This window comes from Pseudomonas sp. D4-21 (assembly GCF_051132125.1).
Classification (GTDB): Bacteria; Pseudomonadota; Gammaproteobacteria; order Pseudomonadales; family Pseudomonadaceae; genus Aquipseudomonas.
The window spans coordinates 5,248,094-5,273,707 of record NZ_CP071664.1; the positions used below are offsets into that span (position 1 = coordinate 5,248,094).

24 protein-coding genes are annotated in these 25,614 nt (G+C 63.4%); 8 read left to right on the forward strand and 16 right to left on the reverse strand.

Going from position 1 to position 25,614, the window contains the following annotated elements:
- Nucleotides 1-57: 57 nt before the first annotated feature.
- Nucleotides 58-972, forward strand: coding sequence for a LysR family transcriptional regulator (locus tag J3Q04_RS23710; protein ID WP_420765006.1), 915 nt, complete (start codon nt 58-60; stop codon nt 970-972).
- A gap of 119 nt (nt 973-1,091) precedes the next feature.
- Here the strand turns inward: J3Q04_RS23710 and madM are convergent, their stop codons facing one another.
- From madM to pilG, 15 genes are all read right to left on the reverse strand, one after another.
- Entirely contained in the window at nt 1,092-1,856 is a 765-nt protein-coding gene (gene madM / locus J3Q04_RS23715; RefSeq protein ID WP_420765007.1) for a malonate transporter subunit MadM, read from the reverse strand.
- Between the two features lie 5 nt (nt 1,857-1,861).
- Complete coding sequence (gene madL, locus J3Q04_RS23720; RefSeq protein WP_420765008.1) at nt 1,862-2,254, reverse strand: malonate transporter subunit MadL; 393 nt, start codon at nt 2,252-2,254, stop codon at nt 1,862-1,864.
- Between the two features lie 66 nt (nt 2,255-2,320).
- Nucleotides 2,321-3,241 (reverse strand): malonate decarboxylase subunit epsilon, encoded by a 921-nt coding sequence (mdcH, locus tag J3Q04_RS23725; RefSeq protein WP_434561829.1) that lies wholly within the window; start codon nt 3,239-3,241, stop codon nt 2,321-2,323.
- Nucleotides 3,238-3,861, reverse strand: a complete 624-nt coding sequence (locus J3Q04_RS23730) for a malonate decarboxylase holo-ACP synthase (protein WP_434609062.1) — start codon at nt 3,859-3,861, stop codon at nt 3,238-3,240. Before J3Q04_RS23730 ends, mdcH begins: the two co-directional genes overlap by 4 nt.
- A complete protein-coding gene (gene mdcE, locus J3Q04_RS23735) occupies nt 3,855-4,658 on the reverse strand; it encodes a biotin-independent malonate decarboxylase subunit gamma (RefSeq protein WP_434609060.1) in 804 nt (267 codons plus the stop codon). The genes J3Q04_RS23730 and mdcE overlap by 7 nt, the downstream gene beginning before the upstream one ends.
- Nucleotides 4,655-5,506: a biotin-independent malonate decarboxylase subunit beta gene (locus tag J3Q04_RS23740; protein WP_434609058.1), complete on the reverse strand. Its 852-nt coding sequence runs from the start codon at nt 5,504-5,506 to the stop codon at nt 4,655-4,657. Before J3Q04_RS23740 ends, mdcE begins: the two co-directional genes overlap by 4 nt.
- Complete coding sequence (locus tag J3Q04_RS23745; RefSeq protein WP_420765013.1) at nt 5,499-5,798, reverse strand: malonate decarboxylase subunit delta; 300 nt, start codon at nt 5,796-5,798, stop codon at nt 5,499-5,501. Before J3Q04_RS23745 ends, J3Q04_RS23740 begins: the two co-directional genes overlap by 8 nt.
- The gene (locus J3Q04_RS23750; RefSeq protein WP_434609056.1) at nt 5,798-6,673 is read right to left on the reverse strand and encodes a triphosphoribosyl-dephospho-CoA synthase; all 876 of its coding nucleotides are present in this window, start codon (nt 6,671-6,673) and stop codon (nt 5,798-5,800) included. Before J3Q04_RS23750 ends, J3Q04_RS23745 begins: the two co-directional genes overlap by 1 nt.
- Nucleotides 6,674-8,344 carry a malonate decarboxylase subunit alpha gene (gene mdcA / locus J3Q04_RS23755; RefSeq protein WP_434609054.1) on the reverse strand — a complete coding sequence of 557 codons (1,671 nt, stop codon included), beginning with the start codon at nt 8,342-8,344 and terminating at the stop codon, nt 6,674-6,676.
- Between the two features lie 163 nt (nt 8,345-8,507).
- Nucleotides 8,508-8,969 carry a chemotaxis protein CheW gene (locus tag J3Q04_RS23760; RefSeq protein WP_434609052.1) on the reverse strand — a complete coding sequence of 154 codons (462 nt, stop codon included), beginning with the start codon at nt 8,967-8,969 and terminating at the stop codon, nt 8,508-8,510.
- Nucleotides 8,962-14,889 carry an Hpt domain-containing protein gene (locus J3Q04_RS23765; protein ID WP_434609050.1) on the reverse strand — a complete coding sequence of 1,976 codons (5,928 nt, stop codon included), beginning with the start codon at nt 14,887-14,889 and terminating at the stop codon, nt 8,962-8,964. Before J3Q04_RS23765 ends, J3Q04_RS23760 begins: the two co-directional genes overlap by 8 nt.
- A gap of 201 nt (nt 14,890-15,090) precedes the next feature.
- A complete protein-coding gene (locus J3Q04_RS23770; protein WP_434561815.1) occupies nt 15,091-17,151 on the reverse strand; it encodes a methyl-accepting chemotaxis protein in 2,061 nt (686 codons plus the stop codon).
- Nucleotides 17,152-17,304: 153 nt separating this feature from the next.
- Nucleotides 17,305-17,844, reverse strand: coding sequence for a chemotaxis protein CheW (locus tag J3Q04_RS23775; RefSeq protein ID WP_420765020.1), 540 nt, complete (start codon nt 17,842-17,844; stop codon nt 17,305-17,307).
- Between the two features lie 10 nt (nt 17,845-17,854).
- The gene (pilH, locus tag J3Q04_RS23780; protein ID WP_420765021.1) at nt 17,855-18,220 is read right to left on the reverse strand and encodes a twitching motility response regulator PilH; all 366 of its coding nucleotides are present in this window, start codon (nt 18,218-18,220) and stop codon (nt 17,855-17,857) included.
- Nucleotides 18,221-18,265: 45 nt separating this feature from the next.
- Nucleotides 18,266-18,694 carry a twitching motility response regulator PilG gene (pilG, locus tag J3Q04_RS23785; protein WP_434561813.1) on the reverse strand — a complete coding sequence of 143 codons (429 nt, stop codon included), beginning with the start codon at nt 18,692-18,694 and terminating at the stop codon, nt 18,266-18,268.
- A 222-nt stretch (nt 18,695-18,916) separates the two neighbouring features.
- Between pilG and gshB the strand changes: the two genes are divergently transcribed.
- The 7 genes from gshB to J3Q04_RS23820 all read left to right on the forward strand — a co-directional run bounded on the left by gshB (nt 18,917) and on the right by J3Q04_RS23820 (nt 24,954).
- Nucleotides 18,917-19,888: a glutathione synthase gene (gene gshB, locus J3Q04_RS23790; protein ID WP_420765023.1), complete on the forward strand. Its 972-nt coding sequence runs from the start codon at nt 18,917-18,919 to the stop codon at nt 19,886-19,888.
- Nucleotides 19,889-19,984: 96 nt separating this feature from the next.
- A complete protein-coding gene (locus J3Q04_RS23795; RefSeq protein WP_420765024.1) occupies nt 19,985-20,881 on the forward strand; it encodes an energy transducer TonB in 897 nt (298 codons plus the stop codon).
- A 180-nt stretch (nt 20,882-21,061) separates the two neighbouring features.
- Nucleotides 21,062-21,631 (forward strand): YqgE/AlgH family protein, encoded by a 570-nt coding sequence (locus J3Q04_RS23800; RefSeq protein WP_186612059.1) that lies wholly within the window; start codon nt 21,062-21,064, stop codon nt 21,629-21,631.
- A complete protein-coding gene (gene ruvX, locus J3Q04_RS23805) occupies nt 21,631-22,068 on the forward strand; it encodes a Holliday junction resolvase RuvX (protein ID WP_434609046.1) in 438 nt (145 codons plus the stop codon). Before J3Q04_RS23800 ends, ruvX begins: the two co-directional genes overlap by 1 nt.
- Before the next feature lie 82 nt (nt 22,069-22,150).
- A complete protein-coding gene (gene pyrR, locus J3Q04_RS23810; RefSeq protein WP_420765026.1) occupies nt 22,151-22,657 on the forward strand; it encodes a bifunctional pyr operon transcriptional regulator/uracil phosphoribosyltransferase PyrR in 507 nt (168 codons plus the stop codon).
- A 24-nt stretch (nt 22,658-22,681) separates the two neighbouring features.
- Nucleotides 22,682-23,686, forward strand: a complete 1,005-nt coding sequence (locus J3Q04_RS23815; RefSeq protein WP_420765027.1) for an aspartate carbamoyltransferase catalytic subunit — start codon at nt 22,682-22,684, stop codon at nt 23,684-23,686.
- Nucleotides 23,683-24,954 carry a dihydroorotase gene (locus tag J3Q04_RS23820; protein ID WP_434609044.1) on the forward strand — a complete coding sequence of 424 codons (1,272 nt, stop codon included), beginning with the start codon at nt 23,683-23,685 and terminating at the stop codon, nt 24,952-24,954. The genes J3Q04_RS23815 and J3Q04_RS23820 overlap by 4 nt, the downstream gene beginning before the upstream one ends.
- 133 nt (nt 24,955-25,087) lie before the next feature.
- Here J3Q04_RS23820 and J3Q04_RS23825 read toward each other — a convergent pair whose 3' ends face one another.
- The gene (locus J3Q04_RS23825) at nt 25,088-25,516 is read right to left on the reverse strand and encodes an NINE protein (protein ID WP_434609041.1); all 429 of its coding nucleotides are present in this window, start codon (nt 25,514-25,516) and stop codon (nt 25,088-25,090) included.
- Nucleotides 25,517-25,614 lie beyond the last annotated feature (98 nt).

Here is a 25,614-nt window from a genome sequence, read left to right on the forward strand (position 1 = left end):
TCGCCACAAAGGCAGGTTCGGGCACAATCAGCCCATACGAATAAGAGTCTGCCTCCCATGCTGATCGACGAAGAATTGACCCTGAAAAAACTCGAGGTGTTCCTGGCTTTCATGCGCACCGGCAACCTGGCGCGGGCGGCGGCCGATCTGCAAACCAGCAACGTCAGCGTGCACCGGGCCATTCACTCCTTGGAGAGCGCCCTGCGTTGTCCATTGTTCAAGCATGAGGGCCGCAACCTCACGCCGCTGGAAAGCGCCTATGTATTGGAAGAGCGTGCGCAGAAATTGATCCAGGACGTGATCGAAAGCGTGCGCCTGACCCGTGAGGCGGCTGGTTTTTCCGCCGAGCGTTTCAAGCTGGGATCGTTGTATTCATTGACGGTCAAGACCGTGCCGCAGCTGATCATGGGCCTGAAGATCCGCCGCAGCGAGCTCAATATCGACTTGATCATGGGCTCCAACATCGACCTGTTGTACAAGCTCAAGAACATGGAAGTCGATGCGATCCTGGTGTCGCTGGACGACAGCGTCAACGACCCGGACTGCGAGCAGATCCAGCTGTTTTCCGATGACATCTTCCTCGCCACGCCGGCCGACTCCCCCTTCGCCCAGCGCAGCGAAGTGGACCTGGCCGAAGTGCGCGACGAGACCTTCATCACCCTGACCCAAGGCTTCGCCACGCATCAGGACGGCGTTCGGGTATTCAAGCAGGCGGGGTTCGAGCCGAAGGTGGCGATGCAGGTCAACGACATCTTCACCCTGCTGAGCATGGTCAGCTCCGGGGTAGGCTATGCCTTGCTGCCGGGCAGGATCGCGGCGGTGTACGAAAACCGGGTGAAACTGATCCCGTTGCAGGAAAAGTACCGTTTGCAGCAGCACATCGGCGTAGTCTTTTTGAAAGCCAAGGAGCGCGACCCGAACCTCCTGGCGCTGTTGGCGGAGTGCCGGATGTATGCCAATCGCCTGGCTTGAAACCGAGCCGCGCCCATCGCGAGCAGGCTCGCACCCACAGGGGATCTGTGAACACCGATCCAAAGTGGGAGCGAGCCTGCTCGCGATGGCGCCAGCGTAGTTAGCGAAGAGCCTAAGCCCTACCCCATCAACCCGCGCATGATCAGAAACAACAGCGAAGGCCCGAGCAAGCAGCCAAGCGCCGTATAGAACGCCGCCGTCAGGCAGCCATACGGCACCAGCTTCGGATCGGTCGCCGCCAGGCCGCCGGCCACGCCACTGGAAGTACCCATCAGCCCACCGAAGATCACCGCGCTGCGCGGATTGTTGAGGCCGATGAAGGGCGCCACGAACGGCGTCGCCACCATCACCAGGATCGCCTTGATCAACCCGGCGGCAATGGACAGCGCCATCACCTCGGAACTGGCGCCAATCGCTGCCCCGGTCACCGGCCCGACAATATAGGTCACCGCCCCGGCGCCAATGGTGGTCAGGCTCACCACATCGGTGTAACCGAAGGCCATCGCCACCCCAACACCGGCGATGAATGAAGTCCCGACCCCGACGAACAAGGCCAGTATCCCCACGAAGCCGGCGCGCTTGAGCTCCTCGACGCTGACACCGAACGCCGTGGCGACAATCGCAAAATCACGCAGCATCGCGCCACCCAGCAAGCCGATCCCGGACAGCAGCGGGATGTCCACTACGCCCTTCTGCCCGCCGGTCATGGCCCCGCCGATGTATGAAAGCACCAGGCCCAGCAGGATCGCGATGGCCGAGCCATGCAGGCGACCTTTGGTGAACGTGTTACTCATCCAGTAGGACACCCACATGGTGATCCCGACAATCGCAAAACCACTGATCAGGCCGTAGCCGGTGATGACTTTCATCATGGATTCGTACATGGCGATCACCCGACCGTTTTCACGGACACGTTGGATTGAGGGTCCTTGTTACCAATGCGCACCAGCACCGGTACCAACGCAAAGGCAATCGCCACGGCCAGGGTCCCGGCCAGGATCGCCATCGGCCCGCCTTTCAGCGCGCCATAGACGTTTTGCTGCGCCGCCATCGCCACCACGATCGGGATATAGATGGCACTCCAGAATTCCACGCCAGCTTCAGACTTGCCCTTGAACAGGCCGCGCTTGTTCAGATAGCTGCCCAGGCCGATCAATAGCAGCATCGCAATGCCGACACCGCCGACATTGGCCGGCACGCCGATCAATTTGCCCAGCAGCTCACCGATGAAAATACCCGCCAGGGTACAAAAGGCCAGAAACGCCACACCGTAGATAATCATTGTCGTAATCCTCAAAATGCATCGTCGAAGTTGTTGTTTTTGTGCTTCGCCAGCTTGAGTCGGTGTCTAGGGTTGGCGGCGTCCCTCCTCATGCAGTAGCGCTTGCAGCGTATCCAGCCGCGCGCCATCAAACGCCATGACAGTGCCTTGCTCGAACACCCGGCGCGCCAGCCCGGTGAGCACCGCGCCGGGCGGCAATTCGATTTGCAGGCGCACGCCACGCTCATAGGCGCTCTGCACCGTGCCGCGCCAATCGACGACACGGCACATGTTGAACGCCAGATCGTCGCGCAACGCATCGGTCTTGAACATCGGCCGGGCGCGGCTGCCACTGAGATAGCCCAATGTTGGCGCCTTCAACGGCACGTCGGCGAATGCCTGGGCCAACGTCCGGGCCGGTGCCTCCAGCAACGGGCAATGGGACGGCACGCTGACCGCCAGCCGGCAAGCCTTGCCCGCGCCTTGACGCCGGGCCTTTTCGGCGACGAGGCCCATGGCTTCGTCGCTGCCGGCGATGACTACCTGGTTATCGGCATTGATATTGGCGAGGTAGACCGGCGCTGTTTCGCTGTGTACCTGGGCAAGCAAGGTCTCCACCACCGCGAGGTCCAGGCCGATGATCGCCGTCATGCCGTAGCCTCGTGGATACGCCTGCTGCATCAGCTCGCCCCGCAGGCTGACCAGGCGCAGCGCATCCGCAAAATCCAGCGCCCCAGCCACGACCGCCGCCGGATAAGCACCGATGGACAGCCCCGCGACGTAATCCGGAGCGCGAGCCTGCTCAAGCAACCGACGAGCCGCCGCCACGCCTGCGATCAGCAGGCACAGCTGCACGGCGCGAGTCGATTGCAAAGCCTGGGCACTGTCCAATCGCAATACATCTTCACCCAGCACATCCCCCGCCTCTTCGAGGATCAGCGGTGCCAACCCATGGAGCATGCCCACGCGCTGCGCACCCTGGCCGGGAAAGACGAAAAGGCTGCTCACGCGACCTGCTCCACTGGAGATTGCCAAGGGTCGCTCACCAGGCGCGCCTGGACATCATCCTTGAGCAAGACCCGACGCGACGAGCCCGCCCACTCGCGTAGGGCGACGGCGCCGCAAGGCGTTTGCAACTGCATGTCCACGGCGCAGACCGAGGCATCCAACAGCGCCAGCAGTTCCTTGGCCTGGAGACGATTCAGACGACGCGGCGCGCGCAGAATCAAATCCAAGTCACTGCGTTCATGCAGCGCCTCGACACCCGTGGCCAATTCGAACCCGGCGCTGCCGCTCACGCCCCAGATCCAACCACTGGCGTCGAGCAAGGAGCGGAGCTGCGCCAGGGCGATCAGCGCAGGCAGGTCACGACGGCATTCGACATGACAAAGATCTTCCGGGCGTACCCGGCGCTGGACCGCAACCACAGGCATCGACGCGGCGTAACGCTGTTCCCGGGAGGGGCCGCGCAGGCCCACCGCGACGTGCCCGGGCAAGGTGAGCGCCCGACGCACCACCACCGGCTGCCCGAGGTCGAGCGATTCGACAGCCCAACCCGGCGCATCCGCAGGCAACTGCAAGGCAGTCATCCCCCAGAGCAGGTCATGGGCCAGGAACGTGCTCACCACTGCGCCCTCAACAACTGGCGAACTTGGCTGGAAGCTGCGCGATGGGCCGCCCCCAAACGCCCGCTCAGATCCCGAGGCGCACCCGCCACGTCGTTGATCGCCTGTTGCAGGCAATCAGACACCCGCCCCAGATCCGCTGCCGTCGGTTGCTCGATCTGCTCAACCGACAAGGTTTCCCAGAGCAAACCCAGGCTGGCGTAGCTGTCGATGTCATAGGCCATTGGCGGCACGCTGGCAGCCAGGGCTTCAAGTTCTTCGACACTGCGCAAGGTCACCCGCGCCGCCGAGGCCTTGCCCATGGCATGGACCATCACCCCCGGGTCGCGCAGGGCAATCAGCCGGTTGGCCTGGTAGCCGTGGGCCAGGAACGCGCCGGACATCGCCTTGCCCACCAGCAAGCCAATCACCGGGTGCCCGGCCAATCGGGCGCGGACATAACTGTCTGCCGCGCCAGCCAGTGCTTGGTGAATGCCGAGGGCTTCTTCGCGACGGCCGTATGCCTGGCTGGGCACATCGACGATGGCGATCAGCGCACGTTTGCGGGGCGCGTTGCGGTCGGCTTCGATGGCATCGTCCACCGCCTTGGCCAAGCCCCAACCTTCGAGCAACCCGACTTCGCCATTGCGCGCCCGAGGAAAACGGTTGTCGGGATCGGCCACCACGGCGATCAACCGCGCGGTTTGTTCGCCCAGTTGGACGTCGGCCACTTGCAGCGAAGCCGGCAAGCCATCCAACGGCTTGGCGCCGCCGCTCAAGGCCTCGAACCAGCGCGCGCCTCTCATTGAATACGAACTCATGGGCGTTCTCCCTGATACAGCTGGCGAACCGCTGACGGTTCGATTTGCACGTCGGTGTCCAGGCGGGCCAGGCGTTGCAGGAACAAATCGGCCTGACCGCTGCGGTGTTCGTCGGGCACACCCAGGTGCAACAGTTCGCCGACCTGCCGACGGATCTGCGCGACGTCATCGGCAACGTATCGGTCCACCAGCCCGGTCGCGTAGCGCTGCTCGCCGCCGGTCAGGCTCCAGATGAACGGACGATCGCGGGAGTCGTACTCGTCGATGCCGGCCTCCTGCTCGATCACTTGCGGGCCGTTCAACCCCAGCCGCGCTTCCTGGGTCACCAACAGGTAACTGCACAACCCGGCGGCAATCGACATGCCGCCAAAGCAGCCAACGCTGCCCGCTACCACGCCGATCACCGGTTGGAATTGGCGCAGGTCGACGATCGCCGAGTGGATCTCGGCGATCGCCGCGAGCCCGAGGTTGGCCTCCTGCAACCGCACGCCGCCGGTTTCCAGCAGCAGCACGACGCGGGTCGCGATGCCTTTGCGGTTGTCTTCAGCCGCCAGTTCCAGCGCACCGGCAATTTTTGCCCCGCCGACTTCGCCGAGGCTGCCGCCCTGGAACGCACCTTCGATGGCGGCGATCACCACCGGTAGGCCATCGAGCGTGCCCTTGGCGATCACCACGCCATCGTCGCTCTGCGGCACCACGCCTTGGCGCAGCAGCCATGGCGACATGACGCGCTGGAAGGGGTCGAGCAGTTCACGGAATGTTCCCTCGTCGAGCAAGGCCTTGGCCCGTTGCCGGGCACCGAGTTCGACGAAGCTGTGCTTGTTGAGCAGCGTTGCGCTGTCAGTCATGGCCGATCTCCTCGAAGCCTTGTTCCAGGCGCAGACGCACCACGCCTGGGGTGGCGCCGAAATCATGGATGTCGATGTTCATCGCCGGGGGCGTCTGGCCGTCGAACATGCGGGCGAACAAATGCTGCCAGCGTTGCTCGCTGCCATTGACCGAGGTCTGCACCTGAATGGTCAATTTCCCCGCCAGCCCCGGTTCGATCAGCACCTCCAGATCGCCGGAGCCGACGCAGCCCACCAGCGCCCGGCCTCGTGGCGGCTGTCCGGCGGAAAATTCAAAGGACAAGGTTTCCATCAGCACACTCCTGGAAAGAGGTCATCGCCGCGCTCGATACGGTCGAGAAAGAGGCAGGCGGCAAGCAGGTCGGCAGCGCCGCCGGGCGAGGCGTTCAAGGCAATCAATTGTTGGTCCAGCGCATGGAGTTGGCGGCGACCCACCAGGCTCGCGCTGCCACCGGCGTCGAGCACCGCTTTGGCGCCCTGTTGCATGGCTTGCAGCCCCGCTTCGCCGGCGCGGTAGAGCACGCAGGTGTCGGCCAGGGTGGTCATGATCGCCAGCAAGGCATCGAGCCGGGCGTTCTGTTCGCCCGCTCCAGCCGCGCGGCTGCGCTTGAGTTGCGGCAGGCCCAGGCCGGTGACGGCCGGGAACGCCAGCTGCGCTTCTTCCCGGGCACCGCGTACGCCGTAACGCTGGGCGACCTGGACGCCATGGCTCAAGGATTGGGGCGCATAACGGTCGTTGAGCAAGGCCAGACGAGCGGCGCGTAGGGTGACGGCGCCCGCGACGTTGGATTCAGGCTTCAGCGCCGCCGCAGCGATCAACAGGCCCAAGGCCCAGATCGCGCCACGATGAGTATTCACCCCACCCGTGGTGGCGAGCATCGCGGCTTCACCGTCACGGCCGATGCGGCCCAGGGCTTCGCGCAATGGCAGGCCGATCTCGCCACAGTCGAGGGCGGCTTCGGCCATTTCCTTGAAGGCCGGCCACAATGACAACGCCGAAGCGTGCATCAGACCCAAGTGCAGATCGGTATGGGCACCGCTGCCGCGCCGATCCACCAGCGCCGGTTTCGGCGAGAGGTCGGCCTCATCGATCAACGCGTCCACCGCCAGGTCGGCCAGACGTTCAGCCAGGGAAATTGGCTTGGGTTGCAGATTCAAGGCGCGCATTTACCAGCTCCTGAACTTGGCGGGCGGGTTGTAGAGGCCACCGGACCACTCCACCAGATCGGCCACGCTCTTGGCCGCGAGCAGCTCGCGGGTGGCGTCGGTGCGGCGGATACCGAGGTCTTCGGGCAAGGCAATCAACCCTTCGCGGCGCATGCGCGCGGTGTCTTTCGGGTCATGGCGCAAGCCGACGGCCGTCACCCCGGCCACGGCGGCGATCATCGCCTGGCGCTCTTCGAGGGAGCGGGCCTTGTACAGGTAGGCGATGCCTTCTTCGGTGAGCAGGTGGGTAACGTCGTCGCCGTAGATCATGATCGGCGCCAGGGGCATGCCGGCCTGCTTCGCCACGTCCACCGCGTCGAGGGTGTCGACGAAGGTCGGTTTGCCGCCCTCCTGGAACGTCTCGACCATCTGCACCACCAGCTTCTTGCCGCGCTCGAGCAGCGGCGCTTCGCCGTCGCCGTGGCGCATGTCGAGCCAGGCCGGGGTGCCATGACGACGGCCGCGCGGGTCGTGGCCCATGTTCGGCGCGCCGCCAAAACCGGCGAGTCGGCCACGGGTCACGGTTGAGGAATGACCGTCGCCGTCCACTTGCAGGGTAGCGCCGATGAACAGGTCCACCGCGTATTGCCCGGCCAGTTGGCAGACCATGCGATTTGAACGCAGCGAGCCGTCATGGCCGGTGAAGAACACGTCGGGCCGGGCGGCGATGTAGTTCTCCATGCCCAGTTCGGTGCCGAAGCAATGCACGCTTTCGACCCAGCCACTTTCGATGGCCGGGATCAGGGTCGGGTGCGGGTTGAGGGTCCAGTTGCGGCAGATCTTGCCTTTGAGGCCGAGGGATTCGCCGTAGGTCGGCAGGATCAATTCGATGGCGGCCGTGTTGAACCCAATGCCGTGGTTCAAGGATTGGACGTTGTGTTTTTCGTAGATCCCACGGATGGCCATCATCGCCATCAGCACATGCACAGGCTTGATGTGGCGCGGGTCGCGGGTGAACAGCGGCTCGATGTAGAACGGCTTGTCGGCCACCACCACGAAATCCACCCAGGACGCCGGGATGTCCACACGGGGCAGGTCGCTGACGTCGTCCACCAATTGGTTGACCTGGACAATGACGATGCCATCGCTGAAAGCCGCCGGTTCGATCAGCGCGGGGGTGTCTTCAGTGCTGGGGCCGGTGTAGATATTGCCGGCGCGGTCGGCCATGAAACCGGCCGAGAGCACAACGTTGGGAATCAAATCCACCACCAGCCGGGCATAGAGTTCGATGTAGGTGTGGATCGCGCCGATTTCCAGCAGGCCGTCTTCCAGCAATTGGCTGATGCGCAGGCTTTGGGTGCCGGCAAAGGAAAAATCCAGCTTGCGAGCGATGCCACGCTCGAAGAGGTCCAGGTGCTCGGAACGGCCGACGCTGGGCATGATCATGTGCAGGTCGTGCAGCTTCGATGGGTCGGCCTTGGCAAGGGAGCGCGAAAGAAAATCCGCCTGCTTCTGGTTATTGCCCTCCAGCACCACACGGTCGCCGGGCAAGATCAATGCCTCCAACGCCGCAACGATGTTATCGGTGGGCAACACCACGCCATCGGCAAGGTCCTTGACCAACGCCAGGCGCCGCTGCTTTTCGCTGCGCCGCCGCGTCCATCGCGAGTCGGGGGATATTGTTGTTGTCATGTCCACTCCACGGGTTCGCTTTCGTGGGGCTTACCTTAGGAGTGTTGTGGCGAGGGCATCAATCAAGCTCGATGGTGGATCGTTACGGTGGGAGTAATGGTTGAGTGCGGCGCGATGGACAGCGCTTTTCGTGGCGAGAAAGCTAGCTCCCTCGCCACGGATATCAGCTCTGGGACAGCCCCGCGGCAATCACCAGCTCCTCCAACGCCAACAGATCCGGTACTTTCGCCACATGTTCCCCGACCTGCACGGCGGCCTGCTCCAGCCCGCACAGCGGCACGTCAACGTAGCTCAACTGGCTGTCGAGCTTGTAGGAACGCGGGATGCCTTGGACCAGCAGGGCAATGAAGCGCAACTCCGGGCGGCCGCCCAGGGCGTTGAGCACGACGATGCGCGCGCGCTCGCCGATCATGGTTTTCTGGCCACAGGCCGACTCGAAACTCAGCAGTGGGATCTGGCGTTCGCGCCAGCTCACCCAGCCCAGAAACCAGGGCGGTGTGTCCATGTCGAACGCGCTGCTTTGGTAGTCGATCAGCTCCGCCACCGCGACATTGGGCAATACCAGATGCCGGTCGGCCAAGGGCAGCAATAACCCGGTGAGATGACTGGCGCGAAATTCATCCATGGTTTTTGCTCCAGTAGGCGATGCTGTCGAGCAGCACCGATTCCTGGTACGGCTTGCCCAGGTAATCGTTGACACCGATGGTCATCGCGCGGTCGCGATGCTTCTGGCCGGTGCGGGAGGTGATCATGATGATCGGCAAGTGCGCCAGGCTTGGGTCGTTGCGCACTTGGGTGGCGACTTCGAAGCCATCCATGCGCGGCATTTCGATGTCCAACAGCATCAGGTCAGGCGTGTGTTCGCTCAACAGGGCCATGGCGTCAACTCCGTCCTTGGCCGTGAGGACATGCATGCCATGGCGCTCCAGCAAGCGGCTGGTAACCTTGCGCACCGTCACCGAGTCGTCCACCACCAAAATCAGCAGCGGTCGCTGGGGTTCGCTCTCACTTTGGGTAGACAACTGGCGGCGCGGCACCTGGTGCGGCAAGGCGCGGATCGGCGCCAGCAGGTCGAGGATCAGCACCACCCGGCCGTCTCCCAGGATTGTCGCCCCGGACAGGCCCCGTACCGCTGAGAACTGCGAGCCGAGACTCTTGACCACGATCTCCCGGGTCCCAGCGGTGGCGTCCACCTGCACCGCGACGTGCCGTTCGTTGCACTGCACCAGCAGCACCGGCAAGGGCTGGCTTTGCCCCAGTAATTTCGGGCGGGCCGCGGTTTTCAGCAGCTCCCCCAGGTAACACAGCTCGTAGCGCTGCCCGGCGTAGGTGTAGGTGGGCGGATCGAGCTGGTAATAGCCGTCCAGTTCAGCGGGCAATACCCGGACGATGCTATCGATGGTGTTCAACGGAATTGCGTACTGGTCTTCATGGCACTGCACCATCAACGCCCGGTTCACCGACACCGTGAACGGCAGGCGAATGCGAAAGTGCACACCCTGCCCCGGCGTCGAGTCGATGGACATGGTGCCGCCCAACTGCCGCACCTCTTCGTGGACCACGTCCATGCCGACGCCACGCCCGGAAATCTGGGTAATTTTTTCCGCCGTGGAAAAGCCTGGCTGGAGAATGAACTGCAGCACATCACGGTCACTGATGTCGCTGTCGGGCGCCAGCAAGCCACGCTTGATCGCCTTGCGCCGCACCGCGTCCAGTGGCACTCCCGCACCGTCGTCGCGAATGTCGAAGATGATGTCGCCCCCCTCCCGGGACAAGTCGAGGCTGATGCGCCCCTTGGCCGGCTTTCCGGCGGCGATACGCACATCGGCGGGTTCAAGGCCATGGTCGACGGCGTTGCGCAACATATGCTCCAAAGGCGCCGCCATGCGTTCGAGCACGTTGCGGTCCATCTCGCCCTCGGCATTGTCGACCACGAACTCGACGTCCTTGCCCAGTTCTTGGGCGACTTGCCGGACGATGCGCTTGAGTCTCGGCACCATGCGCTCGAACGGCACCATGCGCGTACGCATCAGGCCTTCCTGGAGCTCGGTATTGATGCGCCCTTGCTGTTGCAGCAGGTTTTCCGCGTCGTGATTGCTGCGGTCAAGGGTTTCCTTGAGATCGAGCAAGTCCGAAGCGGACTCGAACAGCGCCCGGGACAATTGCTGCAACTGGGAATGGCGGTCCATCTCCAAGGGGTCGAATTCTTCGTAGCCCAACCGCTCGGCTTCCGCTTGCTGGCGGCTGAGAATGCGCCCCTGGGTTTCGGTATCCAGGCGACGCAACTGATCGCGCATGCGCTCGATGGTGGTTTCCATCTCGCCCAGGGCAATACGCGCGTCGTTGACTTGTTGCTCGATACGGCCACGGAAGATCGATGTTTCGCCAGCGAGGTTGACCAGGTCGTCGAGCAATTCGGCGGAGACCTTCACTGTGTCCACGCCGTCGCCCGACATTGCGGGCTCGGGTCGCGACGGCAGCGTTGCTGGCGCCTGGATCGAGGCAGGCTCCGGTGTTGCAACAGGTTCGGGCGCCTCGTTCTCCTGCGGATGGCCCACCGCGTGGATCCGCGCGATCAACCGATCGCCTGGCGGACACGGCTGCCCTGCGCGGACCGCGTCGAGCATCTGCGCCAGTCGGTCATGACTGCTTTGCAGCAGGACAAATAGCTCGGGGCCCGGTTGCAGCAGACCCGCCGACAGGCCTTCGTAAAGGTTTTCCAGTTCATGGGCGAGATCGCCGATGGGGGCGATTTCCACCATCCGTGCGCCGCCCTTGAGGGTATGCAAGTCCCTCAGCAAGGTTTCCACGGCCTGGCGGTTGCCCGGGTCTTCCTGCCAGCGCAGCAAAGCAGCGCCGGAACTGTCGAGGATGTCGAAACCCTCCTCGAGAAAGATTTCCAGCAGCTCCGGGTCATGCCCCGTGGCATCGCTCGGACTCGCCCCCGGTGTCTCGATGGCGTTCGGCCGGTCCTGGCGGAACCGGTGGATAGCGTCGATCAGCGCAACGGGATCGCCCAGTGGCTGGCCTTGCTGCAACTGCCCGAGCAAAAGATCGAGGCGCGCATGGCTGCTGTCGAGCAGTTGCGCCAGTTCCTCGCTGTAGCTGTAGCGGCGATCCACCAGTCCCTCATAGAGGCTTTCGAGCTCCTGGGCGAGGTCACTGACCGGCCGGATATTCGCCATGCGCGCGCCGCCCTTGAGCGTATGCAGATCGCGCTGCAGCGACGACAGCGGCGCGCCGTTGTCCGGATCGGCGAGCCAGCGCTGCAAGGCCTGGGCGGCGCTTTCCAGGATGTCCTGCGCCTCTTCGAGGAAGATCGAGGCGATGTCGTCGTCGACCGAGGTCTCGGTGGTCGCGCCCTGCTCCATTTCGGCGGTCGCCTGTCCCAGCTCGCGGATGCTAAGGGTGCGACTGCCGTCGCTGCGAATCAGCCCCGTGGCGGCTGGGTCGAGACTCTCTTCGAGCAGTTTGCGCAGGGCTTGCACCCGCTCGGACCGCGAATGCACATGCTGGCCGGCCGCCAACTCGTCGAGCATGTCGATCAACGCTTCGTGGGCGCGTTGCGCTTCCTGGAAAAAGGCGTCGCTGACTGCGAGGCTGCTTTCCTCCACCGCGCCGTAGAGGTCGAGCAACGCTTCGCAGAGCTCGTCCACCGGGTGCAGGTCGGCCAGGTGCGCGCCTTCGCCCAGGGTGGTCAGCTCATCGAGCAAGGCACTCAATTCCTGGCTTTCAGCGGGATGCTGCTGCCAACGCTGCAACAGGTTCTCTGCGTCCAACAGGATATCCATGCCTTGGGCGAGGAAGTTATTGATCAACTGCGGATCACGCTTGGTCCGCGCGCCTTGATCCACCGCGCCAACCGCCGCCTGCAAGCGCTCGGCCAGCAGCGCCCGGGCCCGCTGGATCAAGTCGGCGGCACCGGCTATCGAAGCCAACGGTTCGCTGTGCAACTGGCGCAGGCCGCGTCTCAACAGCCCCTCGCCCTCAAGCAGCAGTTCAATCTCATCCAGGTCCAGCGCCAGCGAATGCGCCTTGTATTCCCGGGCCAGCTCGTCCAGCGCCCCGGCAAGCTCGGCAATGGGCAGCACACCGGCCATCGATGCGCTGCCCTTGAGGGTGTGCAACGCCCGTTGCAGTTCGTCGCTGGCCTGCAACGGCAGTTGTTCGGCGGCTTGATCAAGGAAGCGATCGAGCGTGGCGAGGTGCCCTTGGGCTTCGTTGTCGAAAATGTTCAGGAGCAGCGGATCGAGAGCCGTCACGTCTCGCTCGTCGTCATCGTCTTCATCGCTGCCCTTGGCAAGAGCATGGGCGCGAGCCGCCAGACGATCGACGTCGTCACGCTGGGATTGGCGGTGCGCGGCGAATTCGGCGACCAGGGCCGGCAGCAGTTGCACCGTTTCTTCAATCAACTGCCGGACCGAAGCGCCTGGCTCCACGCTGCGTTCCAGCACCCGGTTGAGCAGGTTTTCCACGGCCCAGGCCAACTCACCGAGGATCAGCGCCCGAACCATCCGGCCGCTGCCCTTGACGGTGTGGAAGGCTCGGCGCAGTTCTGTGAGGGCGCCATGATCGTCCGGATGGGCAGCCCAGCGCGGCAGGTACTCGTTCAAGACATCGAGCACTTCGGCGGTTTCCTCGAGGAACACCTCGCGCAGCTCATCGTCTATCGGGCTTTCGTCCGCCGGGGGCGGCAGCAGGCTGGCCGGCATGTTTCTCGCCGGCGGGTTGACCGCCGAGACCGGGCTGGCCAGGACTTCGGCCAAGGATTGCACGGTCTGCGGGTCGTCCAGCTCTTGCAGATCCTGCATGACCTGGGCTTCGTTGGGGCTGAGCACGTCATCGAGTAACGGCACGCGGGCTTCGTCGGGGAAATACCCGAGGGCGCCCAGGCTGCGCTCGACCCCATCAAGCAGGTTCTCGGCAGGCTTGTGGGGGTCTTCGCTCAAGCGCTCCAGGTAATATTCCAGGCCGGTGATCACGTCGGCCAGGTGATCCAGCTCTTCCCAGCCCGGTCGGGCATGCTCGAGCAACAGGTGCTCGTGGATGAAACCGTGGCAAGCCTCCACGAGGCTGGCAGCACGGGTCAACGGGATCATCGCCAGCGCACCGCGCACCTGGGTCAGCAGCGCCGGCAATGGCTGGAGCTGCTCGCTGTTCCAGTCCGCGTCGATGTAGTCGACGATCAGGTCCTTGGCCTGCTGCAGGCAGGTGTGGGCTTCCTTGATGACGATCTGGTGGATCTGGGTCAGGTCGGTGGTCGGCAGACGGTTGTCTTCGCGGCTCTCCGGCTCGACAGTGCCGACCATGCCAGCCAGGGTCGCCTCGACATAGAGCAGGGCACCGGCGACGTCCATCAGGGTCGCGTCATCCGGCTCGCGTTGGCCCTGGGCCAGGCTCAGGACCACCGCCAACTGGTCGATGATCACTTTTCGGGGCTGGCCGAAACCCAGCACCGCCAGGGTGTCGGCGATCTGGCGCAGGGGCGCCAGCAAGCTGTCCAGCTCCGTGACGTGCTGCCGATCGCTGCGCACGAAAAGGTCCAGGCGTTCCTTGACCCGGACCAGTTCCTCGCAGAGCGCCGCCAGCACCGAGCGCATGGCATCGCGGTCGGGCCCGGCCAGGCGGGCCCGTTCCTCATCGACCATGGCGCTGTCGGGCAGCGCGTCGTCCAGTGAGTAGCGTTCTTTCATGATCTGCATCTGCCCGCTGGGATGTTCGGCCTTGGCAATATAGAACAACAGGCTCTTGACCAGGTGTGACGGGGCCGGTTGATTGACGCCTGGCATGCCCTGCACCAGCAGGCGCTTGAGCTCCTTGTCGGCATCCTTGAACAGGCTGCGCAACGCCGGGCTGTTGGCGATGCGCCCCTCGCGCATGCCCTCGACCAATGCCGAAGCGACCTGCCACAACGCATTGAGTGGCGCCCCGGCGCACAGCGTTTCCAAACGGTGGAAGACCTTGGCCAGGTAGCCGAGGTGAGTGGCGTCGTCTTGTTCGCGCAACAACCCCACCAACGCGACCTGCAAGGTTTGGCGCAGCTTGCGCAGGGTGCCTGGCAGGTCGGCGGGTTCGAGCCGTTTCAAGGCGTCATCCCTGAGAGGCGCGACATCAGGCAACTGCGGGCTGAACAGGCTGGTCTCCGACAACAGGCTTTCGCCCCTGGCGCTGCGCAAGTCGTTGATCAACGGCAGCACCACCAGCGGCAGGTCGCGACGGGCGCCTTGCACACGTTCAAGATAGGCCGGCAATTGGCCCAGGGCCTGGCGCAACAGGCTGACGGCCTCGTCGCGGTGGGCAATACGATTGTCCTGCAGCGCGATGCACAGTTGCTCCATTTCTTCGGCGAGTAACGCCGCGCCATAAAACTCGACCATCTGCAGGCCACCGTGGACCTGATGGATACAGGCCAGGCATAGGGCAAGTGCATCCGGCGCCTGCGGGTCGTCCTCCGGACGATTGAGTGCCAGATGAGCCTGCCTCAGCGTTTCGGCAATCTCGCCCTTGACCCACTCCAGGGCCACGTAGTCGTGCCGATCACCCATATCCACTCCAAATCAACAGTCATATGCAGCAGAGCACCTCAGCCCTTTTGGCGAGGGAGCTTGCTCCCGCTGGGCCGGTTCGACGCCTCGGGCGCAACGGCCAAGGATTTTATGAGCGCTGCGCGCTCAAGCGGGAGCAAGTTCCCTCTCCACAAAAACTTCCTCGCCAGATGCGTTTTTTCAATGTGCAGCGCTGGTCAGTCACTGCTTGTCCTCATCGCCAGCCGGTGCTGGCGGCAAGGTGAAACCCGACACCGAGCGGCGCAGTTGGCTGGCCATCTTCGCCAGGTTGCCGATGCTCTCGGCGGTGGCGGTGGAGCCGGACGAGGTCTGCGAGGTGATCTGCTGAATCACGTTCATGGTCAAGGAAATCTGCCCTGCGGAGGTGGTCTGCTGCTGCGCCGCGTTGGAAATGCTCTGGATCAGTGCCGCCAGGGTCTTGGACACACCTTCGATTTCCTCCAGGGCGACGCCGGCGTCCTGGGCCAGGCGGGCACCGCGCACCACTTCGGTGGTGGTCTGTTCCATGGAGATCACCGCTTCATTGGTGTCGGCCTGGATCGCCCGCACCAGCGTTTCGATCTGCCGGGTCGCCGCCGAGGAACGCTCCGCCAACCGCTGCACTTCGTCGGCCACCACTGCGAAGCCGCGACCGGCATCACCGGCCATGGACGCCTGGATCGCCGCGTTGAGTGCCAGGATGTTGGTCTGGTCGGCGATGTCGTCGATCAGGCTGACAATGTCGCCAATTTCCTGGGACGACTCGCCCAACCGCTTGATGCGCTTGGCGGTGTCCTGGATCTGTTCGCGAATGTTATCCATGCCATGGATGGTGTTGTGCACCACCTCGTTGCCCTTGTTGGCGATTTCCACGGAGCGCTCGGCCACCGCCGACGACTCGGCGGCATTGGCCGAAACCTGGTCGATGGATTGCGCCATTTCATTGATTGAAGTCGATGCTTCGGAAATTTGCTGGGCCTGGTGCTCGGATGCCTGGGCCAGGTGCATCGCCGTGGCCTGGGTTTCCTGCACGGCGGCAGCGACCTGGCCGGCGGTGAGGTTGATGGTCGCCACCAGATCACGCAACTGATCCACCGAGTAGTTGATCGAGTCGGCGATGGTCCCGGTGAAATCCTCGGTGACCGAGGCAGTGACGGTCAGGTCGCCGTCGGCCAGGTCCTCGATTTCGTCGAGCAATCGCATGATTGCATTCTGGTTGCGCTCGTTCTTTTCCGCCGTCTCTCTCAACTGGCGGTTGGTTTCGCGAACCATGACCAGGCCGATAAGGATAATCGACATCAGCGCCAGCAGGCCCAATACATAGCCGCCAATGGTGTTGACCGAACGCCCGCCCGCCAGGTTCTCGAACGCCGTGGCCAGGTGCGAGGCCTCATCGAGGAGGGTTTGCGACAGGCTGAAGATATTGCTCGCCGACTCGCGGACCTTGAACAGCTCCGGGGAGGTCTCGAGGATTTCATCCACCGAGCCCGAGACGAACTCGAACAGCTCGCTGATTTCCGACAGGCGCGCCCGGGCATCGCGATCCTGTACCTGGGGGATCTTCAAGGTCGGGTCCCCTTGCAGCATGCCGTTGAGCACCTGGCCGAAACGCGCGGCGTCGCGGCCAAAGGTATCGGCGGCCTGGCTGGCATTTTCATCGCCGGCCAATACGGTATTCACCGCGCCGAGGATGCGTTCGGCCAGCAGCGACTGGCGCTGGGCCATGGCCACCTGGGCGGCCGGCGCTCCACGTTGCAGGAGGATCTCGACGACTTTTTCATACTCGACCTGCAGTTGCGGAACGGTTTCGGCCAGGGTCGCCGCGACTTGATGCAGCGACAGGACGGTTTGCTCGCTGGAGAGGATGGCATCGGTATTCTTCAGCAGCCGCTCCCAGTCCAACTGCACGGCACGCATCTGCGGCCGCAGGGTGGCGGGCGCCGGCGGCAGGCCGGTCACCGGATCGCCCTGTTTCAGGTAGCCCCAGCGCTGGGCGAAGTCGTTGCGCGCATCGCTCAGCAGCTTGAACGCAGCCGCCTTGCCGGCCGCGGCCTCGGTGGCGTTCTTGGCGATGCGCTGGGACAACACCCGCAGCTCACCGGCATGGCCGATGTACTGTTTGTCATAGGTGGACTGGACGTTGAGGTACGCGAAATTGGCGAACAACAGCATGATGAAGACAATCAGCGCGACGAACAGCACGATGATCTGCGAACGACTGCGCGACGCTTCCAGTGGCTTGCCTGTTTTTGCTTTGATCATCGGTTCTCGCCTGTCCCCAAAACCCCAAACCACCGCCATTCAAATGTGGGAGCGAGCTTGCTCGCGATAGCGGCGGTACAGCTTGCATCAATGTTGACTGCACTGGCGCCATCGCGAGCAAGCTCGCTCCCACAGGGGCCGCGCTGCGGCCTGTTAAACCGCCACATCCATGAACCCCGGCGAACGCGCCAAGGCAAACGGGCTGAACACCTGCCATTGCCGCTCGCCGGCGAAACGGCCCTGGACGTACGCCGATTCCGGGCGATCCAAGGAGGCCGTGGGAATCGCTTCAAGGCTGTCCTTGGCAAAATGCTGCAAGCCGAGCACTTCGTCCACCAGCAAACCGGCGAAGACTTCGTCATGGTCCACCACCAATACCCGCCGCTGCTTGCGCACGCTGGACAGTTCATGGCCGAAAAAACCGCACAGGTCCATCAGCGGCAACAAACGCCCCCGCAGGTTGGCGACTCCGCGAACCCATGGCTTGACCCCGGGCAACGAGGTGTGGCGCGGCTCATGCAGCACTTCACTCACTTCGCCCATGGGCGCCACGTACCAATGTTCGCCCAGGCGAAAACCGATGCCGCTCCAGCTGTCCCGGTGCATGGGCTGGGACGGGAGGTCCGCGCCCAGCAACCGGCAGCGTCGATCGATCTGAAGCAACAGTTCGAATGCGGTCAGGGAGTGGCTCATGCCCGCGTCGTCAGCCTTCCAGCACTTTGTTCAGGGTCGTGATCAGGGTGTCCTCGTCCACCGGCTTGGTCAGATAGTCCTTCGCACCCTGGCGCGTACCCCAGACCTTGTCGGTGTCCTGGTCCTTGGTCGTGATGATGATCACGGGGATGTGTCCGGTATCAGGGTCCTTGGTCAGCTGGCGCGTGGCCTGGAAACCGTTGAGGCCGGGCATGACGATATCCATCAATACCGCATCGGGTTTTTCCTGGCGGGCCAATGCCACGCCATCGGCGCCGTTTTCGGCCTTCAGGACCTCGTGGCCGTGCTTTTCCAGCATGCCAGTGAGCTTGTACATCTCAGTCGGCGAATCATCGACGATCAGAACGCGTGCCATGGTGTTCCCCATTCTTCTGGACCTCGGGCCCGAGGCCGAGCGTCATTAATGTGCCTGGTGCGACTGGACAGCGGCAAAGCCCGGGACATGGGCCTGTATCGCGCCCAGCAGTTCTTCCTTGCTGAAAGGCTTGGTCAGGAATTGATCGGAGCCGACGATGCGCCCCTTGGCCTTGTCGAACAGACCATCGCGGGACGACAGCATGATCACGGGCGTCGCCTTGAAGGCGCTGTTGTTCTTGATCAGGGCGCAGGTCTGGTAACCGTCCAGGCGCGGCATCATGATATCGACAAAGATAATGCCTGGATGATGATCGACGATCTTGGCCAGGGCATCGAAGCCGTCGACCGCCGTTATCACTTCGCAACCAACGTTGCGCAGCAGGGTTTCGGCGGTGCGGCGGATGGTCTTCGAGTCGTCGATGACCATCACCTTCAAAGCGCTGGGTTGCTGCTGCGTAAGATGCTCTGCCATTGCTACTGCGAACCGGTTTTTAACGCATAAGTGTGATCGACAGCGCAAACCCTTGATGTTCAAGGCCCGCACGTCACATGGCAGCCTTTTTAGCACAGTCTCCAGCAACGATCTATCCGCCGCTCGGTACGGTGGTTTTTCCTTGACCGCCAATCTTCGGGGCGCCACTCTGACGCCACTTTTTCAGCCATTTGTGCCCATCAAATTTCGAGGAACCAAGCCATGAGCGTACGCGTCGGCATTGTCATGGACCCAATCGCCAGCATTTCCTATAAGAAGGATAGCTCGCTGGCCATGCTGCTGGCCGCTCAAAAGCGCGGCTGGGAGTTGTTCTACATGGAACAGCGCGACCTCTACCAGGCCGAAGGCCAGGCCCGGGCACGGATGAAGCCGCTGAAAGTCTTCGCCAACCCCGAGAAATGGTTCGAACTGGGTGACGAGAACGACGCGCTGCTAAGCGACCTGGACGTGATCCTGATGCGCAAGGATCCGCCGTTCGACATGGAATTCGTGTATTCCACTTATCTGCTGGAACAAGCTGAAAGCGCCGGCGTGCTGGTGGTCAACAAGCCGCAGAGCCTGCGCGACTGCAACGAAAAGCTGTTCGCCACGCTATTCCCGCAATGCACGCCGCCCACCATCGTCAGCCGTCGCCCGGACGTGTTGCGCGAATTTGCCGATCATCATGGCGACGTCATCCTCAAGCCCCTGGACGGCATGGGCGGCTCTTCGATCTTCCGCCACACCGCAGGCCATCCGAACCTGTCGGTGATCCTGGAAACCCTGACCTTGCATGGCCAGCAACAGATCATGATCCAGGGCTACCTGCCGGCTATCGTCGACGGCGACAAGCGCATCCTGATGATCGACGGCGAACCCGTCGATTATTGCCTGGCGCGCATCCCGGCGGCCGGCGAAACCCGTGGCAACCTGGCGGCCGGTGGTCGTGGCGAAGCTCGTCCGCTGACCGACAAGGATCGCTGGATCGCCGCCCAGGTCGGCCCGACGCTGCGCGAGAAAGGCCTTCTGTTCGTCGGCCTGGACGTGATCGGCGAGCATCTGACGGAGATCAACGTCACCAGCCCGACCTGCATCCGCGAGATCGACAATGCCTTCGGCACGGACATCGGCGGCATGCTGATGGACGCCATCGAGAAGCAGCTGCAAGCGGCAAGCCACACGCGGCAAGCTTGATGCAGCTTGTCGCTTGCTGCTTGAGGCTTGAAGTTAAAAACCAACATTGCGTTATCATGCCCGGCCTGTGAAACCCGCGATGTTGGTTTTTTTGCCATGACACTCCCGTCCGATCTGCCCCAAGAGCTCGCCCATCGTGGCGTGCGCCCGGCTGATCGCCTTGGCTTCACCCTTTTCCTGGCGGCATTGATCCACCTGGCGCTGTTGTTGGGCGTCGGCTTTGCCACGGTCGAACCCAAGCAGATCAGCCAGACCCTGGAAATCACCCTGGCCACCTTCAAGAGCGAAACCAAGCCACAGAAGGCGGACTTCCTGGCCCAGGAAAACCAGCAGGGCAGTGGCACCCTGGAAAAGAAAGCGACCCCCAAGACCACCGAGATCGCGCCGTTTCAAGACAATAAAGTGCAGAAGGTGACCCCGCCGCCCACGGCCAAGCCGGAGGTCCAGGAGACGGCGCCCAAGGCTGCCGTGACCACCGTGGCGCCGAAGCCGAAAAAAGCCCCGGTAAAGGAAGAGGTCAAGCCCGATCCGAAACCCAAGGCGCCAGAACCGACTTTCGACAGCTCGCAGTTGTCCAGCGATATCGCCAGCCTGGAAGCCGAACTGGCCCAGGAACAGCAGTTGTACGCCAAGCGCCCGCGCATCCATCGCCTGAGCGCAGCTTCGACCATGCGCGACAAGGGCGCCTGGTACAAGGACGAGTGGCGCAAGAAGGTCGAGCGCATCGGCAACCTGAACTACCCCGACGAAGCCCGGCGCAAGCAGATCTACGGCAACCTGAGATTGATGGTTTCGATCAACCGCGATGGCTCGCTGTACGAAGTGCTGGTGCTCGAATCCTCCGGCCAGCCGCTGCTGGACCAGGCGGCCCAGCGAATCGTGCGCCTGGCCGCGCCCTTCGCACCGTTTACCGGTGACCTGTCGGACATCGACCGCCTGGAAATCATCCGCACCTGGAAGTTCGCCCGGGGTGATCGGCTGTCCAGTAACTGATCTTCAGACAGTATCAATACCCTGTGGGAGCGAGCTTGCTCGCGATAGCCATCGATCATTCAGCATGAATGGCGACTGACACACCGCATCGCGAGCAAGCTCGCTCCCACAGGGGATTGGTGACAGCCCCAAGCATTTCCCAGCTTGTCAGTTCGCCCCCACGCCGCCACACTAGCGCCTATGAAAAACGTCAGCCCCACCTACCTCAAGCATCACTTCCTGATCGCCATGCCGCACATGGCCGATCCGAATTTTGCCCATACCTTGACCTACATCGTCGAGCACACGGCCAATGGGGCCATGGGACTGGTGGTCAATCGCCCACAGGAGCTGAACCTGGCGGACATCCTCGAGCAACTGCGCCCCGAGGTCGAGCCGCCATTGCTGTGCCAGCATGTGCCGATTTTCATCGGTGGCCCGGTGCAGACCGATCGCGGTTTCGTGCTCCACCCGTCGGGTCCCAAATTCCAGGCCACCGTCGATTTGAACGGTGTGTCGCTGTCCACATCCCAGGACGTGCTGTTTGCCATCGCCGACGGCGTCGGCCCGGAAAAGAGCCTGATCGCCCTTGGCTATGCCGGCTGGGAACCCGGGCAACTGGAGGCCGAACTGGCCGACAATGCCTGGCTGACCTGCCCGTTCGACGCCGACATCCTGTTCAACACCAGCAGCGAACTGCGCCTGGAAGCGGCCGCCAGCAGGCTGGGCGTCAACCTCAGCTTGCTCACCAGCCAGGCAGGACACGCCTGATGGCTCTCCGCCTGCTGCTGGGCTTCGACTACGGCGCCAAACAGATCGGCGTTGCGGTCGGCCAGGTCGTCACCGGCCAGGCCCGCGAACTGTGCACCTTGAAAGCACAGAACGGCGTTCCGGACTGGAACCAGGTCGAAGCGCTGATCAAGGAATGGAAACCCGACGCCGTGGTGGTCGGCCTGCCGTTGAACATGGACGGCACGCCCAGCGACATGTGCGTGCGCGCGGAGAAGTTCGCTCGACGGCTCAACGGCCGCTTCAATCTGCCCTTCTATACCCATGACGAACGCCTGACCACGTTCGAGGCCAAGGGCGAACGCCTGGTCCGCGGTGGGCAGAAAGGCAGTTACCGCGACAACCCGGTGGACGCCATCGCCGCCGCCCTGCTGCTGCAAGGCTGGCTCGATGCCAACGCCGCCCTGTTCGAAACCTGATTTTTTGAAAGCGCCGCGAGGCGCTTTCTTTTAGCGATAAACCGAGTCACCAGCACCGACCCGGAAACCTGAAGGAGCCAGCATGAGCCTGCCCAATCCCGCCGAACTGATCAGCCAGATGGCGATCCGTCTCACGGCGCACCTGGAACAACGCGGCATTAGCGAACCGCGCTACATCGGCATTCGCACCGGCGGCGTCTGGGTTGCCCAGGCCTTGCTCGATGAACTGGGCAGCGATTCGCCGCTGGGTACCCTGGATGTGTCCTTCTACCGCGATGACTTCAGCCAGAACGGCCTGCATCCACAAGTACGTCCCTCGGCCCTGCCGTTCGAGATCGAAGGCCAGCACCTGGTGCTGATCGACGACGTGCTGATGAGCGGCCGGACCATCCGCGCCGCCATGAACGAACTGTTCGACTATGGCCGCCCGGCCAGCGTGACGCTGGTGTGCCTGCTGGACCTGGACGCCGCCGAGCTGCCGATCCGCCCGAACGTGGTCGGCGCGACGCTGACGCTGGCCACCCATGAGCGGGTCAAGCTCTCCGGGCCGTCGCCGCTGCAACTCGAACTGCAAGACCTTGCCCTTTAACTGCCCTTGTAAGAGTCCATCGCGATGACGCCTCTCGAAACCAAGCGCCCGCTGCAGCTCAACGATCAGGGCCAGCTGCGGCATTTCCTGTCCCTCGACGGCCTGCGCCGCGAGCTGCTGACGGAAATCCTCGACACCGCCGACTCATTCCTCGAAGTCGGCGCCCGAGCGGTGAAGAAAGTCCCGTTGCTGCGCGGCAAGACCGTGTGCAACGTCTTTTTTGAAAACTCCACCCGCACCCGCACCACTTTCGAACTGGCGGCCCAGCGGCTGTCGGCGGATGTGATCAGCCTCAACGTGTCCACATCCTCGGCGAGCAAGGGCGAGACCCTGCTCGACACTCTGCGCAACCTCGAGGCCATGGCCGCCGACATGTTCGTCGTGCGCCACGGTGACTCCGGCGCGGCACACTTCATCGCTGAACATGTCTGCCCGCAAGTGGCGATCATCAACGGCGGCGACGGCCGTCACGCCCACCCGACCCAGGGCATGCTCGACATGCTGACCATCCGTCGTCACAAAGGCAGCTTTGAAAACCTGTCGGTAGCGATCGTTGGCGACATCCTGCATTCGCGGGTGGCGCGCTCGAACATGCTGGCCCTCAAGACGCTGGGCTGCCCGGACATCCGCGTAATCGCGCCGAAAACCCTGCTGCCCATCGGCGTCGAGCAGTACGGCGTGAAGGTCTACACCGACATGACCGAAGGCTTGAAGGACGTGGACGTGGTGATCATGCTGCGCCTGCAACGCGAGCGTATGACCGGCGGCCTGCTGCCCAGCGAAGGCGAGTTCTACCGCCTGTTCGGCCTGACCACGGCACGCCTGGCCGGAGCCAAGCCGGACGCCATCGTCATGCACCCGGGGCCGATCAACCGCGGCGTGGAGATCGAGTCGGCGGTGGCCGACGGGCCGCGTTCGGTGATTCTCAACCAAGTGACCTACGGCATCGCCATCCGCATGGCCGTGCTGTCCATGGCCATGAGCGGGCAAACGGCCCAGCGCCAACTCGACCAGGAGAACGCCCAGTGAAGCTCAGCATTCTCGGCGCACGCGTGATCGATCCGGCCAGCGGCCTGGATCAAGTGACTGACATTCATATCGATGCCTGCAAGATCGTCGCTCTGGGCGCCGCGCCGACAGGCTTCGCGGCGGTCGAGACCCTCGACGCCCACGGCCTGGTAGCCGCCCCCGGTCTGGTTGACCTCAACGTCGCCCTGCGCGAGCCGGGCTACAGCCGCAAAGGCAGCATCATCAGCGAAACCCGGGCGGCCGCCGCCGGTGGCGTGACCAGCCTGTGCTGCCCACCGCAAACCAAACCGGTGCTGGACACCTCGGCCGTGGCCGAACTGATCCTCGACCGCGCCCGCGAAGCCGGCAACACCAAGGTCTTCCCCATTGGCGCACTGAGCAAGGGCCTGGAAGGCGAGCAACTGGCCGAGCTCATCGCCCTGCGCGATGCCGGTTGCGTGGCGTTCGGCAATGGCCTGAACAATTTCCGCAACACCCGTACCCTGTGCCGCGCGCTGGAATATGCGGCGACCTTCGGCCTGACGGTGATCTTCAACTCGCAGGACCTTGACCTGGCCGAAGGCGGCCTGGCCCACGAAGGCCCCACCGCCAGTTTCCTTGGCCTGCCGGGCATCCCGGAAACCGCCGAGACCGTGGCACTTGCCCGGGACCTGCTGCTGGTGGAGCAAAGCGGCGTGCGCGCGCACTTCAGCCAACTGACCAGCGCCCGCGGCGCCGCGCTGATCGCCCAGGCCCAGGCACGTGGTTTGCCAGTGACCGCCGATGTGGCGCTGTACCAGTTGATCCTCACCGACGAAGCGCTGATCGACTTCAATAGCGTCTATCACGTCCAGCCGCCGCTGCGCACCCGCGCCGACCGCGATGGCTTGCGCGAGGCGGTGAAGTCCGGGGTGATCTCGGCCATTTCCAGCCATCACCAACCCCACGAGCGCGATGCCAAGCTGGCCCCCTTCGGCGCCACCGAGCCGGGCATCAGCAGCGTCGAGCTGTTGCTGCCGCTGGCCATGACACTGGTGGAAGACGGATTACTGGATCTACCGACCCTGCTGGCACGCCTGAGCGCCGGCCCGGCCCAGGCGCTGCAATTGCCTGCCGGGAAACTGGCCGTGGGTGCCGCGGCGGACCTGGTGCTGTTCGATCCCGCCGCGTCCACCGTGGCCGGTGAAGCCTGGCGCTCCAAGGGTGACAACTGTCCGTTCCTGGGTCACAGCCTGCCGGGGGTGGTGCGCTATACCCTGATGGATGGGCGGATCACTCACCAGGTTTGATACCGCGTCGTCCCTATCGCGAGCAAGCTCGCTCCCACAAGGGGATCTTTGGTGAACACAGGATATGTGAACACCCTCGATCCAGTGTGGGAGCGCGCCTGCTCGCAAATGCAGGCGACACGATCTACCTGTCTTAATGGAAAGCCCCACGCTTCTGCGCATTACGAATCGAGACCTGGTCATTCAGCGTCCAGAAGTCATACAGCACCCCCAGGAAAAACACCCCACCGGTCAGCAGGTAAAGGAGCCCACTGAGCCACTTGCCTTGGTACATGCGATGCACACCAAGCACCCCGAGGAACGTGAGCAGGATCCACGCCACGCTGTATTCGATGGGGCCAGGGGTAAAGCGCAGGTCCGCTTCGCGGTCCATGGCCGGGATCAGGAACAGGTCGATCAGCCAGCCAATGCCCAGCAGGCCGAAGGTGAAAAACCAGATCGTGCCGGTCACCGGCTTGCCGTAATAGAAACGGTGAGCGCCGGTAAATCCGAAAATCCAGAGCAGATACCCGATGACTTTGCTGTGGGTATCGCGGATTGCGTCCTGTTGATAGCTGTTCATGAATGGTCTCTTTTGCCTCGATAGAAAAATTTGTTCGGACTTTTTGTGACTTTTTTGTGTCTCGCCGACAAGCGGTCCTGGTCGACCCGAGCCGGGGA